Genomic DNA, 19136 nt, shown 5'->3' with positions numbered 1-19136 from the left:
TTGGCTGAACCGTCTCGGGTGAGCCATCGTGCCGAGGCGTGATTTCGTCCCCAAAGGGATTTTACCCCCTCGGGTTGGCGGGCCGTTGATGAATTGATGCAACGACCGGTTGCGGGACGACTTCACAAAAAATCGGCAACTCTGCGAAATCCGAAGTGCCGCCAAATCAGGAACACCGCAGAGATTCGAGGGAACTCGAAATTGGACTTCTAGTCTAAATCCTTGAGGGTTTTCCGTTAAGTCCGTGTCCGATGACCTACGTTTGTCTGCCACCGACTTGACCGGGATCAAGGACACTCGTTGCTCGCCAGAGGCCTGTCAGCGAAATGTTCGGCCGTCGTTTGTTCCCCACGCCGACGACTTGTCGCCTCTTAGGTTGAGTTTTTGCAACACCCGGTTGTGTGCTTTCCGAAACACCCCACGCCGCGGCCGGTGGCTTTTCGCTCGCCTAAACTCTTTCCCCACAACAGGTTGCAATGATCGTTGCCATCCCTAGCGGCAGTATCGGCATCGCGGATGCTGAAACCCTCCCGGACCAAATCGAGTGTTCTAGTCCGGCTTCAGAGGAAAGGTTCATGGGTAACAAGATCAGCGGTCGCAGCTTACAAGACGATGCTTTCGCCGCCGAGGAATCGGTCGATCGACGCTCTCGCGTGATGGGCGAAGAATTCGCAGACCAGCACGCCGAAGAAATGACCGTCGACACCCGTGGCATGGGCGACGAGCTGGACATGGACGCCGACCCGACCGAAGACCCGGTTCGCATGTACCTCATGCAGATGGGCCAAATCCCCTTGCTGACCCGCGACCAAGAAGTCTCGGCGGCTAAGCAAATCGAATTCACCCGCGATAAGTATCGCCACTGCATGCTGGCGACCGACTTCATGTTGCAAGGTGCGTTGAAGTTGCTCCAACAAGTTCGCGACAAACAACTGCGACTCGACCGAACGATCGAAGTCAGCGTGACCAACGCGGCCGAGAAAAAAGCGATCATGCAGCGGATCGTGCCGAACGTCCGTACGCTGGAAGTCCTGCTGAAGCAAAACAAGGCGGACTACTTCACCGCGATCAACAAGCGTTTGCCTCTGCGTCAACGCCGAGCCGCTTGGAAGAACTTGGTCGTCCGTCGCAACAAGGCCGTTCGCTTGGTCGAAGAAATGAACCTGCGTACCGGCAAGCTGCAGCCAATGTTCGACAAGCTGAAAAAGTCTGCCCGTCGCATGATGGAAATCCATCAGCAATTGACGCAGGGCGGTATCGCCGGCAAACCCGGCGTACCCAGCGAAGCGGAACTGAAGAGCGAATTGCACTACCTGATGCGAATGACTTTCGAATCGCCGATGACGCTGCAACGTCGCGTCAACAAGTGCATCGCCCTGCGTGATGACTACGAAGCGGCCAAGCGAGTCCTGTCGGCGGGTAACCTTCGATTGGTCGTCTCGATCGCTAAGAAATACCGTAACCGTGGATTGTCTTTCCTGGATTTGATCCAAGAGGGCAACACCGGCCTGATGCGAGCGGTCGACAAATTCGAGCACGCCCGTGGTTACAAGTTCAGCACCTACGCGACTTGGTGGATTCGCCAAGCAATCACCCGAGCGATCGCCGACCAAAGTCGCACCATCCGCGTCCCGGTTCACATGATCGACACGATGAACAAGATCCGTCAGATCACCCGTGATCTAGTTCAAGAATATGGCCGCGAACCCACCGCCGAAGAAGTTTGTGCTCGCAGCGGTTTGAGCTTGGAAGACACTCGCGTGATCTTGAAGATGAGTCGTCAACCGCTTTCGCTTGACCAGCCCGTCGGCGATCACGAAGACAGCGTCTTTGGCGAGTTCTTGCAAGACCACCGTGACGACGATCCGTTGTTGGAAACCAATCGCCAAGCGTTGAAGGCTCAGATCAACCAAGCGATGGAAACCCTGAACTACCGCGAGCGAGAAATCTTGCGTCTGCGTTATGGCTTGGCCGACGGCTACACGTACACGCTCGAAGAAGTCGGGCGAATCTTCCAGGTCACTCGTGAACGTGTGCGACAGATCGAAAGCAAGGCAGTTCGCAAACTGCAACAGCCCTACCGTTCGAAATCTTTGGCGAGCTTCTTGGACGGTGCCGACTTCGCCCTGATGGAAGGCGGCGAACCGGTTTAGAACCGCGCGAACTTCTAGCGGAGGCCTTCTAGCGGAGGATGAAGCGAACACGTTGCGGCAAGATTACGCACGTCGATCGCAGTGTCTTCGAACGTACTGTCTTCGAACGCCGGTTGCTTGATTTAGCTTTCGAACGACTGTTGGTGGGAAACGTGGAGCTGTCCAAACGGTTACACTCGATTTGGCAATCTACCTCTTGGGCTTTTTCCGCATCGCACTGATCACAGTTGAAAGCGTGATCAGTGCTCCCACCAACGGGATCGCTGGCAAGATTAATCGCGGTTGTGCGGCGATCACGATTAACGCACAAACGCCGATCACCGGCACACTGGCGGGCAACCACTTTGCGGGCCGTTTCAGCGATGGCCAGGCCAACCACAACGCGGCAAGCACGAGTCCAACGCGGCCGAGTGCCGCACTGAAAAACGTTCCCGAGCTGGAATCTGAAAACCAATAAGCCGCTAGGGCCGCCGAAAGCATCCCGATCGCAGCGATCAGCGTTAGCATCCGTCGCGGATCAATCTCTTCACGCCGCTTTCCCATGACATCCTGTTTGTGTTCGCAAGCCTTTCCGAAAAGCGATGCATTCTAGTTCGTATGCCGCACGCGTCTGCCGTGTCCGGTTTGCGGATTTCGCACGGGGCCTTTTAAGTGTCCCGCGGCGTTCACTCGTGATCGCCGGCGATCGTCGTGGTGTCGACAAAACGATCCCAGATCAGGAACAGCACGCCAACGACGGCGTATCCGGCGGCAAATTCAAACACGCGTTCTTGGTACTCGCCACCGAGCACCAGTTCGCCCCAGCTGTCGGGACCAAAGGGGACGAATAGGCGATTGCCTTGTAACGGCGAATGCATCAGTCCCACCAGCGTAAACAACCCGCACGCCAAGTACACACCGCCGGCGACACGTAAGCGCCGGTCGATGGCCGCGGCGAGTCCCCAGGCCCACAACAGGCTGGTCAGGATAAACCCACTGGCAAGCATGGTGATTACTCCGAACGCCTCTTGGAACGGCGGGCTTAAATCAGCCAGGGACAGTCCCGCTCTGCCGAGTGCGGGGTCGCTCAGGATTCGATCGCAAAAGTTAAATACCAGCGAAGCGAGGGCGGGCAAACAAGCGATCGCGACCGCAGCATAATGTCGCTTGGGAGTCGCCGAAAAACTTTGTGCGGTGATTTCCAATCCAATGAAAACCAAGATCGGCAAGACGGCTGGCTTAGGAATCACGTCATTTAGAAACGTGAAGTAGCCGAGTAATCCGGCGCTACCAATGACCAGTGCGGTTCCCAGCGTGTAGCCCGCTCGTCCGCCCATCGCTTTGTAAGCCGGATGTCCAATGTATGGCGTGGTCTGGATCACGCCACCGCACAGTCCGGCCAACAAAGTCGCGACGGCTTCGACACCGACCACCGTCGGGGTGTGATAGTCGTCGCCCGCCGCGGCGGCGCTTTCGGTGCAGTCAATTCCCCCGACGACCGTAGCGATCGCAAACGGCAGTGCGATTGGCAAGTAAGGCAACGCGTCGGCAAACGCACCTAACCAACTTCCCGACGTCGCCTCCATCCAAGCGGTCGGCAACCACTCGATTTCACTGATCGTGGGAAAGTGATAGCCTTCGATTCCCAGCCCGCACATCAAGTAATACACCAAGCCGGCGACAATCAAAGCTCCCAAGGTTCCTGGGATATTTTTCGGTAACGGAATTCGTGCGATAAGCGTCGTCAAGACAATCGACAGGGCAAGAAACCCAGGTAGTGACTGCGCCAAAATCTCGGTCAGCGGAAAGAAGCTGATCAGTGCCAACGCGATCGCGGCAAGCGACCCAAGCAAGCCCGCTCGGGGAATCACCCGCCGAACCCAATTGGTCGCCGGCGCCATCGCCAACTTTAAGAGACCGCTCATCACGATACACCAGATACCGATGTGCCACGTTCGCCGCGCTGCCGCCTCTGGTGATAGCCCCAGCGTATCGACGCCTTGGACGAATGACGGGCCAAGTATCAATAGCGAGATCCCAAACACACTCGGTGTATCCAATCCGAGAGGCATCGCTGTCACGTCGCTGGATTGTTTTTTCTTGGCGAGACGAAACGCGAAGTAAACGAACGCCAAATCGCCGATCAAGACGCCGAGTGCGGTTCCCGGGATCAATGCAGAGATGGCGAAGTCCGTCGGGAAACCGAAGCCAGACAGCAAAATGACAACCAAAAATAGTCCCGTCAGGTTGTCTAGCATTAGCCCGAAAAACGCGTTCACATCACCGGGTGTCAGCCACCGGTATCCACCCCAGGCAGTCGGCGGAGTTGGCGAGCCGAGCATCGGCGATTCTGAGGGACCTGCACCGACCGGTTCGTCGGAGGGGGGCTTGTCCTCGATGGAGCCTCCTGAGTTCGAATCGCTCGATAATTCCAAGGTTCATCCTCTGGGATCGGGGCCTTTCCGGAAGCGAATTTCCTTTTGCTATCGCGTTGTAGCCCCGAAGTCGCCATTCAACCAGTCGTTCCGGACCACGAGTCTGGCTAATTCCCGAAAAATCGCTTTGACCACCGAGCCAATTGACGAGATAATGCGTAGCAACAGGGCACCAGGATTCCGTGCTGCTTGCGGCGGGTTACGCGCACGCAGTACGCGTGTTATGGAGTGTTGGTTTCCCTTGTTGAAGGTTTTTCATCGACACTCGACGAATTCTCCGCTTTTCTTTCTCAGGCTTTTCCAATGTCCGCTTCATCTGCACTGCCACGTTCGAATGCATTGATCGAATCGACGCGGAAGGCATCGGACATTTCATCGCTCCAGCAGCTCTCTGCCGACGAGCGAAACGAACTCAGCGATGAATCGTTGCTGGCTGCCTACCGGGAAACGGGCAATCGTTCATTCTTTGACCAGTTGATGCAGCGTTACCAGCGGGAAATATACAGTTACCTGCGGCGTTACATCGGTGGCGTCGAAATGGCCGAGGACGCTTTCCAAGGAACGTTCTTGCAAGTCCATTTGAAGGCTCATCAATTCGATAGTGCTCGGCGTTTTCGCCCCTGGCTGTATGCGATTGCAACCAATCAGGCCATCGACGTCCAGCGGCGCAACAAGCGACACCGCATGGTCAGCTTGGATCGCACGCCCAATGACTCCGAACAACGCAATGCGAGCTGGGCCGAAAAACTTGTCGGCGGTACCCCCGACCCACTCGCCGCGGCTTCGGACCAGGAGAACGGCCACTGGATGAAACAGTCCATCGAGTCGCTTGGTGAACCAATGCAACAAGTCATTCAGTTGGTTTACTACCAAGGCCTCAAGTACCGTGAAGCCGCCGACGTACTGGGGATCCCGGTTGGAACCGTCAAAAGTCGCCTTCACGCCGCCGTCCAGCGCCTCGGCGTGATGTGGGAAGATTCCCACGACGTGCCGACCGACGAATAAACTAAAGTCGCTTCGGAGTCGGTTTTCCCCATCGGCTCGAACCATTGCCGGCAACGCTTCGTATGCAAAATAACCAGTCCTTTGTCACAGCTTAGGTTCTTGTTCCTAGTGGAGGCCGTCGAGGCTTTCGGCAATTTTAGCTAATCGCTTCGTTTCGATTCGATCGTTGGGTGTGATCAATCAGCCAATGGGGACCAGCCCCAACGATTGATACGCAACCGTGGCTAAGTCCCAAGTCGAACTGGAACAACCCATTTCGCTGGAATCCTTCGTGGAAGCCAGGTCGGAGATGGCGGAATCAAGTGAAGGCAAAGCCTTGGTAACACGAGTCACTGAAAAACGAATCGTAGAGCGTTCCTGCTGACTTGCGTCTTAACCACTCGCTATCATCAACCGAAAGCGAACGCTTCGGTGAAGTTTGGTAGCTTGGTGAAGTCGCCCACCGACCGACAATCCCACCGTTCATTCTATGCACGAAGACCTGCTTGGTTACCTTCTTGGCGCACTCGAACCCGACGAGATGCAGCGTGTTTCGGAGTGGTTGAAGGACAATCCCGAGGGGCAAGCGGAACTGGCGCGACTTGAACGTAGCCTCCGTCCGCTCGAAGACGGGTTCGAAGCGATCGAGCCACCAAGTGAAGATCTGCTTGCCCGGACGATGGCTGCGATCCCCGAGGGGATACCACCGACGAGTGACGAAGCCGTCGGTCGCGACTATCCGGTGACACTCAGTGACGTCGAGTTGTCACGTGAATCTACACGGCCGACGAGTCGCTGGAACGTCGTCGACTCGATCGGAGGCCTTTTGTCGGTGGCGACGCTATTGGCGCTGTTGTTGCCAACGATCGCGGCCGGTCGGTTTCAGGCTCGCAAGGCTGCTTGTCAAGACAATCTGCGGTCTCTCGGCACGGCGTTGCTGCAATATGTTACCCAGGATCATCAAGGGCGATTGCCTCAAGTCCAACCGTCGGGGCCCGAAGCGTTTGCCGGGGTCTATGCGATCCGACTACATGACGTCGGATTGTTGCCCGACGACCAACCTCAGTGGTGCCCGTCGATGGACGTGCCCACGCAGCCTCAGGCCGTCATCAGTAAACCGAACACCGCGGGAGCGTATCGGCTGCCGACGGCAGGTGAACTGCACCAGTTGTCTGTCAATCAGCTGCAATCGGTTCAACAATATGCCGGCGGTCATTACGCCTACAACCTTGGCGTGATCGGCGATCAAGGCTACTCGTCACCCCAGTACGAAGGCCGGGCGACGTTTGCCGTGATGGCGGATTCACCGGTGATCGGTCGAGACGCCAATGGCATGGCGACCACACGTTATGCTCACGGCGAACGAGGGATCAACGTTCTCTATGAAAACGGCTCTGTTCAGTTTGTCAGTTTAGACGCAATCGATTCGCTGCGAGACAACCCGTTTCTTAACCATGCCGGCGCGATCGAAGCAGGCGTTAACATCGATGATGCCGCCCTCGCCCCGAGCGACATCCCGCCATTTAAGATTTCCGTTCAACGTTGAAAGCCTGTCCGCGAAGCGTAAGCCGTATGCGAATGCGTCGGGCCCTGCGTCAGCTAGCGAGCTGGGCGGCAAGTTGCCAACGCCGCGTCGAATGGTGCTCGTCGTTTGCAAATCCGAGCCGTCCGTTGACCGGTACTGACTTTCGGCGAGGCGAGTCCGTTTTCTCTCGCCAAATTCCCGGTCCGACCATCGACGCTGGTACAGAGGCTCTGTCCCATATTCTTTTAAAGCAGCTCACGAGCTGCGTCGCACAACGCTTGTGCTTGCGATTCCGAATCCGCTTCGGCAATCAACCTCACGATCGGTTCGGTGTTGCTGCCGCGAACGAGTAGCCAGCGATCTGGCCAAGCCAATCGCAAGCCATCGCCTTCATCCACGTTCGCTTCGGGGTACTGTTGCTTGAGCTTCGCGAACAACTCTGGCAAGCCATCGGCGGAGACGGATGCCTTGTCCTTGACGATGGCAAACCGAGGCAGTTCGGCGGCCAGCTCGGCGACCGGCTTGCCCGTCGAGGTCATGAGGTCCAGTACTTGCGCCATTCCGACGAAGCTGTCTCGAACGTATCCGACGCGCGGATCGATCGGTCCTCCATTGCCTTCGCCGCCATAGGTCGCTTTCTCGGCGATCATTTTGTCCGCCACGTTGGCTTCCCCGACGGCCGAGCGAAACGCGGCTACGCCCGCTTCTGCGGCTACCCGTTCGCTCATTGAACTCGTCGCACCGTTGATGACAATTGGCCCACGTGTGTCTTCGTTGGCCATCGCCCGTCGTACGCATAAGGCCAACGTGTACTCTTCGCCGACGTACTTGCCATTGCCATCGATAAGTGCAAGTCGATCTGCATCCGGGTCTTGGCAGAAGCCGACGACGCAATCGTTTTTCCGGACCAGATCGGAGATACCGGCGAGGTTTTCCTCGGTGGGTTCGGGGACGTGTTCGAATTGTCCGTCTGGCTCGGCACCGAAAGTGACCACATCGCAGCCGAGCGCTTCGAGCAATCGCACGCCGAGCAGAGCGCCGGCCCCGTGGTTGCTATCGATCAGGACTCGATGCTTGGCGGCGCGAATGGCATCGACGTTCACGGTGGCAAGCACCGCCTGCAAGTGGGCTTCGTGAGGATCGTCGTGAACGGTAGCGTTTCCGATTTTGTCGAAGGACGTCCAGGCGGCGGTTTCTTCATGATAAGCATCACGAATCTTCGCGCCCGTGATGGCGTCTAGCACGCGCCCGTCGCTACCGAAGAGTTTGATTCCGTTGTAGGGCGGTGGATTATGGCTCGCCGAGATCTGCACCGCACCTGCGGCCCCGATGGTCTTGACCAACACACCAATTGTCGGTGTCGCCGCCACGTCTGCGTCGATCACGTCGCGCCCGCATGCGCGCAGGGCGGCGACGATGGTGTCCCGCAACATCGGGCCGCTGCTACGTCCGTCACGACCGACGACAACCGGCCCGGCAGGCAGGTGTGCGGCAAAGGCGGCGACAAATCGAGCCGCGACGACCGGCGTGAGTGTTTCGCCGATGATGCCGCGGAGGCCGCTGACACTGATGATTAGCTTGCTCATGGTTGACTCTGTCGATCGTATCGTTCGAGGGGAATAAGTCGTGTTAGACGCGGGACCATTGCCAGGCCGGAGGGTGAATCGTCGCCACCGTGACGCCGCCCTCGTTGCAGGATCCGCGTGCCACACAATAGAATCGCGTACCGATGTTCCTGGCAACCAGACCTTCACTTTCCCCTGCGAACACAACCGTTTATGAACGCTACCGAGTCACTTGCAGCCGTTTCAAAAGCCGCCGAAGACGGGCAAATCAGTTCTACCGCCCTTGAGAATATCCAATCCTGGCTTACCGAAGACCGCTATGCCGACTACCGCGATCAGGTTGCCGCTGAAATCGAAGCCGGGCATTGGCGCGCCCTCGACGATGCTTTTTGGACGATCATTCCATTTGGAACTGGCGGCCGACGCGGACGCATGAACCCGATCGGGTCCAATGCGATTAACGATCGGACAATCGGCGAAAGCGCCCAAGGGCTGGCCGATTATGTGACCGAGTATCACAAAGGCGCGAAAGAACTTTCTTGTGTGATTGCTTATGACACACGTCATAAATCACGACACTTTGCCGAACTGTGCGCGGGGATCATGGTCGCCGCCGGGTTCAAGGTCTACTTTTTGGACGATTATCGTGCGACGCCGCAGCTGTCGTTTGCCGTTCGCCAGAAAAGCTGCGATTGCGGAATCATGGTGACCGCAAGCCACAACCCGCCGAGCGACAACGCCGTCAAAGTTTATTGGTCCAGCGGGGCACAAGTTCTGCCGCCACACGATAAAGCGATCATCGATCGTGTGATGAATTGTCAAGAAATCAACCAAGTCCCGTTCGCCGATGCGTTGGCTGACGGTCGAGTTGAAATCATCACCGAAGAAATCGATCACGCGTTTTTGGAAGTCACCAAAGCTCAAGCATTCGAAGGCAGTCGAGACGTCAAGATCCTTTACACGCCTTTGCATGGCGTCGGTGCCGAAGCTGTGATTCCGTTGTTGAAGGCCGACGGATTCAACAATGTCGAAGTCTATGGGCCGCACGAAGAAAAAAGCGGTGACTTCCCAAATGTTCCCGGACACGTTTCCAACCCCGAAAATACAGCCGTCTTTGAGAAGCCGATCGAATACGCGTCGGCCAACGGTTTCGATGTGGTCCTGGCGACCGATCCCGATTGCGACCGATTAGGGGTTGCCGCTCCGGTGACAAGCGATCCGTCGGGCGAATGGGCCACATTCAACGGCAATCAGATCGGTGCGTTGTTGGCCGAATTCATCCTCTCCAAACGCAAGCAAGCAGGCACACTTTCGGCCGACCATTATCTCGTCAAGACGCTCGTCACGACCGAGTTGATCCGCCGTATCGCTGATTCGTACGAAGTGAAAACGGTCGGCGATTTGTTGGTCGGATTCAAGCATATCGCGGCGGCGATGGACGCCGGTGGCCCCGATAAGTTCGTGTTCGGAACCGAAGAATCGCACGGCTATCTGGTCGGCCAGTATTGCCGCGATAAAGACGGAGCGGTCGCTTGCATGCTGCTCAGCGAACTTGCCGCGGATTTGAAACAGCAAGGTATCTCGATGCACGAGTACTTGGCTGCCCTCTATCGAAAGCATGGCTATCACAAGGAGTACCTGATCAATCTTGTGATGGAAGGCAGCGAAGGGATGGCGGCGATGCAACGTTTGATGCAGGCCTTCCGGCAATCGCCTCCCGAATCGCTTGCCGGTATTCGCGTGGGGCAAATTCGTGACTATCTCAATAGCACCAAGACCGACACGGCAACGGGCAACTCCGAAGCTCTCGGTGACCCGGTCGGGAACCTGATCATCATGGATCTAGATGAAGAAGGTAATTACGTCGCCGCTCGACCGAGTGGCACCGAACCGAAGATCAAGTTGTATGTGTTCACCCGGTTGCCCGTCGGTGATTCACAGGATCTCGATGCCGCCGAAGCAAAACTTGGCGAGCGTCTCAAGGCGCTCGAAGCCGACATGCGAGCGTTTGCAAAGGCGAATAGCTAACGCGTCGATCAAACAAAGAGACGCACTCGCCGTCGCGAGTGCGGGCCGTCACCATGATGCGGCGCGCGTCCCAGGTTTTTCTGCCTTCACGGGGAAACCTCCGAGGGTTCACATCGGGCGTCGATGACGCGTCGGTGCGTCGGCCGATCCCGCAAAGACGTCAACACAAAAAAAGCTTGGCGCCCGGTCGATGACCGGGCGCCAAGCGATAGGATTATTTACGGTGGATCGTTTATCGCATGGGCCGCAAAGCCTACGCTGATGATCCTATTGACTTCGGTCGGTCTACTTTGCGGCTGCGAAGCGAGCCGCAACGGCATCCCAATCGACGACGTTCCAGAACGCGGCGATGTAGTCGGGACGGCGGTTTTGGTAGTTCAAGTAGTAGGCGTGTTCCCACACGTCGAGGCCTAAGATCGGGGTACCGCTGATTCCGGCAATGTCGGTGCCCATCAACGGGTTGTCTTGGTTGGCGGTGCTGCCGATCTTCAGCGTACCGCCTTCGACGTAAAGCCACGCCCAACCGCTACCGAAACGGGTTGCGGCTGCGGCCTCGAACGCTTCTTTCATCGCGTCAAAGCTTCCGAAGGCGCTGTCGATCGCCGCGGCAAGGTCGCCCGAGGGCGTGCCGCCTTTGCCGGGGCCCATGACGGCCCAAAACAGCGAGTGATTGGCATGTCCGCCACCGTTGTTGCGGACCGCGCCGCGTTTGTCCTCGGGGACCGCAGACAGGTCTGAAACCAGGTCTTCGACCGATTTCGATCCTAAATCAGTGCCTTCGATCGCGCCGTTAAGTTTGGTGACATAGCCGTTGTGGTGCTTGCCATGGTGGATTTCCATGGTCTTAGCATCAATATGAGGCTCCAGGGCGTCCTTGGCATAAGGCAATTCTGGCAATGAGTAAGCCATCGAAGCTTTCTCCACTGGTGTTCGGGGGAATGACGTTCTGGTTCATTGGTTATGATCCGATCAACTGGCGAGCCATTCGGCGCGATTGATTCGGAAACCGTGCTTCGTGAAACGATAGCGACAGCGGCAAGTCCGCGCAAGGTGGCTGATTCTGAACCTTGCCCCCAGTCGTGGTAGAATGGGACTGACAGGGCCTGCTGCGGCTAACAGGGCCTGCTGCGGATCTTCCCCAAAAATAATCTCGCCAAATTCTTGCCCAGAACATGCCGTACCTCTTTCATTCCCTCGTCTCAAAAAAACGGATCGGTCGACTGGTGAATTGTCCTTCGTATGCCGGTGCGCCACTCCATCGAGCAACGATTCGTGCGACTATTTTTCTGGCCATCGCGGTTTGTTGTCTGACGGTCGATCGGTCTGCCCGTGCCGCTCCGATTCCCGAAGAAACAACGGCCGACCAAGACGACCCTCTAGCCGGGGAATCCGAAGCCATCTTCGTTCGCCGGATCGAGCCTTTGTTACGTGAAAAATGCTTCGGATGTCACGGCGCCGACCCTGACTCAGTCGAAGGCGAGCTTGACCTCACCCAACCCAAGTTGGCAATGGCAGGTGGCGAAAGCGGCGAAGCGGCAATCATCGCCGGTCGGCCCGAGGAGAGTTCGTTGTACCTCGTCATGACTCGGACCAATGACGATTGGTCGGCAATGCCACCGAAAGAAGCCGAAGCGATCACCGCCAAACAGCTTGCCGATGTGCGGCGTTGGATTGAAACGGGGGCCGTTTGGCCGAGTCCAGAACGTGCCCAAGAGATTGAAAAGGAGAATGCCGAGCGTTGGTCTGTCGAAGATGGCATTCTCGTCAAAACCTCGGGCGGGCTTGACGCGGCCTGGACCAACCGACGTTATCAACCGGAGTCACTTTGGGGCTATCAACCAGTTGTCCGGCCGCAGATCACCGGTGCGGCTATCAACCCGATTGATGAATTGATCGAAGCCGCGATGCCCAAAGGATTGCCGGCAGCCGAGCCGGCCGATCGACGTACACTGATCCGCCGAGCCACGTTTGACTTGACTGGGTTGCCACCGACGCCCGATGAAGTCGAAGCGTTCGTGCAAAACTCTTTGCCGGATGACGAAGCGGTCGCGAAACTGGTCGATCGCCTGCTCGATTCGCCCCACTATGGCGAACGGATGGCGCAACACTGGCTCGACGTCGTTCGCTATGCCGATTCGTCCGGCTTTGCAAACGATTATCACCGAGGCGGAGCCTGGCGGTATCGCGACTATGTGATTCGTTCTTTCAATAACGACAAGCCGTTCGATCAATTCGCTCTTGAGCAAATCGCCGGTGACGAGTGGAAACCGAATGATCCTGAAATGTTGATCGCGGTTGGTTTTTTGAGGATGGGCCCTTGGGAATTAACGGGAATGGAAGTCGCCAAGGTGGCCCGGCAGCGTTTTTTGGATGACGTGACCAACAGCGTTGGCGAAACATTCCTCGCCCACTCACTTCAGTGCGCCAAGTGTCATGATCATAAGTTCGATCCGGTACCGACCCGCGACTATTACGGCATTCAAGCGGTGTTCAAGACGACTCAACTGGCCGATCGTCGGGCCGAACGATTGTCCTCCGAAAGCACCGATGGGTTTGATCAGGTCCGCCACCTTGCCGAGCGACGTGCGGCCTATCAGGCCATCCTCCAGGATCTCGATCAAGTTTTGCTGGACAACGCTATCGACTGGTACAACGAACACGGATTGGATGATTCAAAGTGGCGGGAGGTGGTCGCCGAAATCAGCCGAGGTCGAAAGTCGGGCGTGTTTAATGCGGCGCGCGGCCGGATCCGAAAGGGACTGCAAGAAGGTCAGTACCCTCCGAAGCTAGTTGGCTTCACACCGCAACAATTCGGACTCGAACGAGTCGCCCGCAAGGGGCTACAGGCACTCGCGTTCGAAGAAGACACGTTCAAGCCCTACGCATTGTCGATCTATAACGGTCACACTCCCGATGTGAAATCGATCTACGCGCCGTTTCGTGTCCCCAGCGATCCGATGAAAGGCGAATTGGAACAGGGGCACATTTTGACCGGAGGCGACCCATTTTCCCCCGGCGAAGCGGTGCAGCCGGGAGTCTTAAGCATCCTAGAAAATTTGCTGGAATCTCCGATCCCGAATTCGGTCGGTGGTCGGCGATTGGCGTTCGCCCGTTGGGTGACCAATGCCGACAATCCGTTGACGACTCGAACGATCGCCAATCGTGTCTGGATGTGGCACTTCGGAAAGCCGATTGCCGGAAACCCAAATAACTTCGGATCCACCGGTAAACGTCCGACGCACCCGGAGTTGCTTGATTTCCTTGCTTCGACGTTGGTCGAAAACGGATGGTCGCTGAAGTCACTGCATCGTTTGATCATGACCAGTGAAGCCTATCGCCGGTCGAGTTCTCATCCCGACGCATCGAAACTCGCCGAGTTCGATCCCAACGGAACAAGCTATGCCGCGTTTGCCCCTCGTCGTTTAACCGCCGAGGAAATTCGTGATGCAATGCTATCGATGTCCGGTGAACTAAATCCAACGCAAGGCGGTGTCCCTTGCCGGCCGGAGATCAACCTGGAGGTCGCTTTGCAGCCGCGGCAGGTGATGGGGACCTTCGCCGCCGCTTGGCAACCCAACCCGCTGCCCGAGGATCGTCACCGACGCTCAATCTACGCATGTCGGCTTCGCGGGCTCGCCGATCCGGCACATGAAGTGTTCAACTTGCCGGGCCCCGATTTTTCGGCCGAACAGCGAGATCAGTCCAACGTCACTCCACAGGTCTTCGCACTGCTCAATAGCGAACGATCGAACAAGCGAGCGCTCGCATTGGCGCACCGTTGTTTGCAGGAGACCGATACCGATCGTCAAGCCATAGAGCGATGTTTTCAGCTTGTCTATGGGCGGTCGGCGAGTGACCAAGAGATACGTTTGCTCGTCGATCACCTCGTGTTGATCGAAAAGCAGTTACCCGATGTGCCTCAACCCTTCAAGCCACAGCCAACCGAGATCCGGCGCGAAGCGGTCGAAGAAAACACGGGCGAACAGTTTAGCTTCGTCGAAGTGCTTCATTCCAATGCGGAGTTTGTCCCAGACTTAAGTCCGCCTGAGGTAGATCGCCATACACGAGCGTTCGCCGATCTCTGCCTCGCGATCTTGAACTCCAACGAGTTTATTTACGTGTATTGATCCCCGGGTCGTACGTCCTGCCACCGATCACAGCAGTTGATCGCAGCCGTCTCGAAGAAAGCCGGCACGCTCGTTGAAACATTTTAGCCGCCGAACCTTATGATCAATGCCATGCCGAAAAAACAATCAACACTGTCGGCCGCACGCGTACCACGCCGCGACGTCTTGTATGGTTTGGGCGCCAGTCTTGGTAGTGTCGCGCTGACGGCAATGATGGCCGATGACCTTGCGGCAAATCCAAATGCCGGCCCGATGTCGCCCAAGCCACAGCACGTTCCGGCTAAGGCAAAACGCTGTATTTTTTTGATGATGGAAGGCGGCCCGTCACACTTGGATACCTTTGATCCGAAACCTAAACTCAAGCAACTCCACCTGAAAGAATTCAATCGTGCCGGTAAGCAGAAATCCGCAATGGAAAGCGGAAAACGGTACTATGTGCAAAGCCCTTTCGATTTCAAGCAAGCTGGCCAGTCGGGCGCCGAAATGGCATCCAATTGGGAGCACCTCGCCGGCGTGGCTGATGAGCTGTGCTTCTATCGCGGTTGCCAGGTTGATAGCGTCAATCATCCCACCGCGATGTATCAGATGAATTGTGGCAATCGATTCGGCGGTGATCCAGCGATGGGCGCCTGGGTCACGTATGGCTTGGGATCAATCAACCAAGACTTGCCGGGATTTGTGGTACTGCCGGCGGTGTCGTATCCACAGGGTGGCTCGGCGAACTGGAGTAACGGATACTTGCCCGCCCAGTTCCAAGGCACGGCACTTCGGCCTAGCGGCAGCCCCATTTTGGATCTAGATCCACCGGCTGGAATCCCTCGTCAACAACAGCGGCTCAACCTTGATCTGATTGCCGAACTGAATCGGCGCCATGCGGCAAAGCACCCGACGCATCAGGACTTGGCGGCTCGGATGTCCAACTATGAACTTGCATTTCGCATGCAAATGCAAGTCCCTACGGTTCTCGATCTTTCGGACGAAACCGAACGTACCTTGCAGCTTTATGGTGTCAACCAAGAACCGACGCGGACCTTCGGACGAAAGTGTTTGCTGGCCCGTAAGTTGATCGAGAACGGGGTTCGCTTCGTACAGTTGTATCACGGGAGTTGGGATAGCCATGATTACATCCAGCGAGCGCACGGCAGTTTGGTTCGCGCGGTTGACCAGCCGATCGCGGCGTTGATTCAAGACCTGAAAGATCGTGGGTTGCTTGATTCAACACTGATCGTTTGGTGCGGAGAGTTCGGCCGCTCACCTGATAACGGTGTCCGTGGTGGGACCGCATATGGCCGAGACCATAATCCTAACGCGATGTCTATTTGGCTTGCCGGCGGAGGTGTCAAAGCCGGCCACACGATCGGAGCGACGGACGAAACTGGCGCCGAAGCGGTCGAGAATGTACATCATGTGCGAGATCTGCACGTGACCTTGCTACGACTATTGGGCTTGGACGATAACAAGCTGACCTACTACCACGCCGGACGTTTCAAGCAGCTTAGCCAATTCGGTGGCAAAGTCATCGACGAATTAATTGCCTGACATGGGGCTTGGGGGCGGGCGTTCGTTGGTGCGACGATCGACGCAGGACCAATAAGATCGATCCGTTATCTTCGCAACGGCGCTCGTCCCAAAACCCGTCGTGAGTCGGTGAGTTGGCCATAGTGCATCAAAGGGTGAAGCGTCAGCACCATCATGCATTGTTCAATCGTTCCAAAGAAATCCTCACGGCCCTCGGGGCACTTCTTTACCGGTTTTTCCAAATCTGCGTCGTCAAGGCGATCTAACAACGCAAGTGTCTTCTCACGCACGGTTTCGAAGGCTTCGCGAAGTTCGTCCCACGGCGGATAGGATTCCAGTTCGGTTGAAGGCTCTTTTCCGGCGCCAAACGTCGCGTCCCACGATAGCAGTGGATTTGGTTTCCCTTCGATGATGCTTTCGACAATATTCGCCTCGCCGTAGGTCAGGTGCCCGAGAATCCAGATCGGTGGATTGCCTCCGTTGGTTGTTGGAACCTGCATCGGCGCGTCTTTTAGATCATCGATCAACGCCAGCGTTAGGTTTCGGCTGGTTTGCAGACTGCGCCGAATATAGTCAATCGTGGACATCGAATGTTCCTACTGAATTGAGAGGATGAAGCCGAAAGCGAGAGGTCGTGACAAGAATCGTTCGTGGAGTTTCCGAGCCCGAGGAGGCCAGATTCCCGACATCTGGTCGTGAAATGGCGTTAAGATCGTCCATCCCGCCTAAATTCACTTTCACCAATGAACGAGGTGCCTCGCTGTGAATCGTCGAGTTTCTTCTTTAATCGAACTCTTAAGATTATCTGTTTATCGACGGGTGAAGAGGCGTGTGGATCATTCGCCACGTCGTCACTTTATCAGACACGAAGATGCGGACCACGTTCGTCTCGCTCGTCTGCTTTTTGTCTTTTGCGGCACAGGATTGTTGAGCATTTCAGTTTTCGGTGAGTCACCGCTTCAGGCAGAAGATAAAACGATCCATACGTTTGAGACGGTGGAACTGACCGACACCTATTTTTCCGAAGGCGCCGGGGCGGGCGATATCAACGGCGACGGAGAGATGGACATCGTTTACGGACCGTATTGGTTTGCCGGTCCCGATTTTCAGGCCAAGCATGAAATTCGCAAGCCGGTCCCGCAGGATCGAAACCGCTATGCGGACAATTTCTTTTCGTGGGTCAACGATTTCAGCGGCGACGGTCATGCGGATATTTTCGTCGTCGGCTTTCCGGGAACGCCTGCGTCCGTCTACGAAAATCCTGGGTCGGACGCGAACGGCAAGGAATACCATGATTCACATTGGAAACAACATCAGGTGATCGATTGGGTCTCCAATGAGTCACCGCAATTGGTGGACATTGTTGGCGACGAACGTCCCGAACTGGTTTGTACGCGTGACGGGATGTACGGATTTGCGACGATCGATTGGAAAGACGGATTGAAGCCCTGGACGTTTCACCCCGTGTCCGAACAAATCGCGGCGTCACGGTTCGGTCATGGGTTGGGTGTGGGGGACATCAATGGAGATGGCTTGAATGACATCCTTTTCGCGGGAGGCTGGCTTGAGCAACCATCGAAGTCGGCAACGACGACACGCTGGCGGCGCCACGAAATCAAGTTTAGTACCGCATACGGCGGCGCCGAAATGTTCGCTTATGACGTCGACGGGGATGGGGACAATGACGTGATCACCAGTGAAGCCGCACATGACTTTGGCCTTTCCTGGTACGAGCAAATTCGAGACAACGGCCAAATCACTTTTAAACAGCACCTGATCATGGGCTCGCACCCGGCTGAAAATCGCTATGGGGTGTTATTCAGTGAACTTCATTCGGTCGCCCTCTCCGATATTGACGGTGACGGATTGAAAGACATCGTGACCGGCAAGACTTACTGGTCCCACCATCGCCAGAGTCCAATGTGGGACGCCGGCGCGGTGGTTTATTGGTTCAAGCTGGAACGATCCGAACAGGGCGTCAATTGGATCCCCTATCGAGCGGCTTCCGACACCGGCATTGGTCGCCAAGTGAACGTCGTTGACGTCAACCATGACGATCTTCCAGACATTGTCCTTGGCGGAATGAAAGGTGGCCACGTGTTGCTACACCGTGCGACATCGGTTAGCCAAGCGGTTTGGGATGCCGCGCAGCCAAAGTTGTACGACGGTCCCAAGCTACCATCGCTCGAAAATGTCAGTCGCAAACGCGGCCCAAAGTCAGGCGGGATTCGACTCGCGTCTGGGAACGCAAATTTAATCGAAGGCGAAGCACTGAAGCCCGAAGTTTCGGCGGGAGCAGTCCGATCGCAATCGATGAGCGGATTCGGCGGAGATCACTGGAGCGGCGACGCACAGCTTTTTTGGACCGGTGCAACCCGAGGTGACACGTTGACGATCGACCTCCCGGAACTGGCCGGAAGCGTCAAGCTGGAGGCAATCCTGACCTGCGCTCGTGACTATGGGATCGTTCAGTTTCTAATCGACGACGAAACGTTGGGTGATCCCATTGACCTATACGAATCGAATGTCGAGACCACCGGACGAATTTCGCTGGGAGAATTTAGCGCCGTCGGAAGCCATCGATTGCGAGTGCAAATCGCCGGCGCGAATCCCAGGGCCAAACAGTCGATGATGTTTGGTCTGGATTGTTTAATCATCCGCCCCGTAAACGATTGATTCATCGTTTTACAAACGAAGGCGACCGCGGGCACGTTCCCGCGATCGCCTTTTGTGTGGTTTGCCAGATGCTAAGTAGGTCAAATGCTAAGCCTGACAGATGACGCAACCGTCGGCATGGTTCATGCTCGCCGGTATTGATCTGC

The 19136-nt window shown here is 56.4% G+C and carries 12 protein-coding genes; 7 read left to right on the top strand and 5 right to left on the bottom strand.

Annotation, left to right across the window (positions count from 1 at the left end):
- The first annotated feature begins 476 nt into the window (after positions 1-476).
- A complete protein-coding gene (locus FYC48_RS07395; RefSeq protein ID WP_149496053.1) occupies positions 477-2153 on the top strand; it encodes a sigma-70 family RNA polymerase sigma factor in 1677 nt (558 codons plus the stop codon).
- A gap of 189 nt (positions 2154-2342) precedes the next feature.
- Here FYC48_RS07395 and FYC48_RS07390 read toward each other — a convergent pair whose 3' ends face one another.
- Positions 2343-2696, bottom strand: a complete 354-nt coding sequence (locus FYC48_RS07390) for a hypothetical protein (protein ID WP_235034133.1) — start codon at positions 2694-2696, stop codon at positions 2343-2345.
- A 122-nt stretch (positions 2697-2818) separates the two neighbouring features.
- Positions 2819-4567: a permease gene (locus FYC48_RS07385; protein ID WP_315853767.1), complete on the bottom strand. Its 1749-nt coding sequence runs from the start codon at positions 4565-4567 to the stop codon at positions 2819-2821.
- A 303-nt stretch (positions 4568-4870) separates the two neighbouring features.
- Between FYC48_RS07385 and FYC48_RS07380 the strand changes: the two genes are divergently transcribed.
- Complete coding sequence (locus FYC48_RS07380) at positions 4871-5572, top strand: RNA polymerase sigma factor (protein WP_149496051.1); 702 nt, start codon at positions 4871-4873, stop codon at positions 5570-5572.
- A 469-nt stretch (positions 5573-6041) separates the two neighbouring features.
- A complete protein-coding gene (locus FYC48_RS07375) occupies positions 6042-7097 on the top strand; it encodes an anti-sigma factor family protein (protein WP_149496050.1) in 1056 nt (351 codons plus the stop codon).
- A gap of 224 nt (positions 7098-7321) precedes the next feature.
- Here FYC48_RS07375 and glmM read toward each other — a convergent pair whose 3' ends face one another.
- Positions 7322-8662, bottom strand: coding sequence for a phosphoglucosamine mutase (glmM, locus tag FYC48_RS07370; protein ID WP_149496049.1), 1341 nt, complete (start codon positions 8660-8662; stop codon positions 7322-7324).
- A gap of 192 nt (positions 8663-8854) precedes the next feature.
- Here glmM and FYC48_RS07365 point away from each other — a divergent pair, with 192 nt between their 5' ends.
- Positions 8855-10669: a phospho-sugar mutase gene (locus FYC48_RS07365; RefSeq protein WP_149496048.1), complete on the top strand. Its 1815-nt coding sequence runs from the start codon at positions 8855-8857 to the stop codon at positions 10667-10669.
- Between the two features lie 285 nt (positions 10670-10954).
- On the opposite strand, the gene FYC48_RS07360 is transcribed toward FYC48_RS07365, so the two are convergent.
- A complete protein-coding gene (locus tag FYC48_RS07360; protein WP_149496047.1) occupies positions 10955-11578 on the bottom strand; it encodes a superoxide dismutase in 624 nt (207 codons plus the stop codon).
- A gap of 314 nt (positions 11579-11892) precedes the next feature.
- Here FYC48_RS07360 and FYC48_RS07355 point away from each other — a divergent pair, with 314 nt between their 5' ends.
- Complete coding sequence (locus FYC48_RS07355; protein ID WP_235034132.1) at positions 11893-14796, top strand: PSD1 and planctomycete cytochrome C domain-containing protein; 2904 nt, start codon at positions 11893-11895, stop codon at positions 14794-14796.
- A gap of 111 nt (positions 14797-14907) precedes the next feature.
- Positions 14908-16335, top strand: a complete 1428-nt coding sequence (locus FYC48_RS07350) for a DUF1501 domain-containing protein (RefSeq protein ID WP_235034131.1) — start codon at positions 14908-14910, stop codon at positions 16333-16335.
- 65 nt (positions 16336-16400) lie between these two features.
- On the opposite strand, the gene FYC48_RS07345 is transcribed toward FYC48_RS07350, so the two are convergent.
- Positions 16401-16901, bottom strand: a complete 501-nt coding sequence (locus FYC48_RS07345; RefSeq protein ID WP_149496045.1) for a DinB family protein — start codon at positions 16899-16901, stop codon at positions 16401-16403.
- A gap of 340 nt (positions 16902-17241) precedes the next feature.
- On the opposite strand from FYC48_RS07345, the gene FYC48_RS07340 reads away from it, so the two are divergent.
- Positions 17242-18990 carry an FG-GAP repeat domain-containing protein gene (locus FYC48_RS07340; RefSeq protein WP_235034130.1) on the top strand — a complete coding sequence of 583 codons (1749 nt, stop codon included), beginning with the start codon at positions 17242-17244 and terminating at the stop codon, positions 18988-18990.
- Positions 18991-19136: the final 146 nt, after the last annotated feature.

Source organism: Roseiconus lacunae (assembly GCF_008312935.1).
Classification (GTDB): Bacteria; Planctomycetota; Planctomycetia; order Pirellulales; family Pirellulaceae; genus Stieleria; species Stieleria lacunae.
This window is presented reverse-complemented; position numbering and strand designations above follow the sequence as displayed.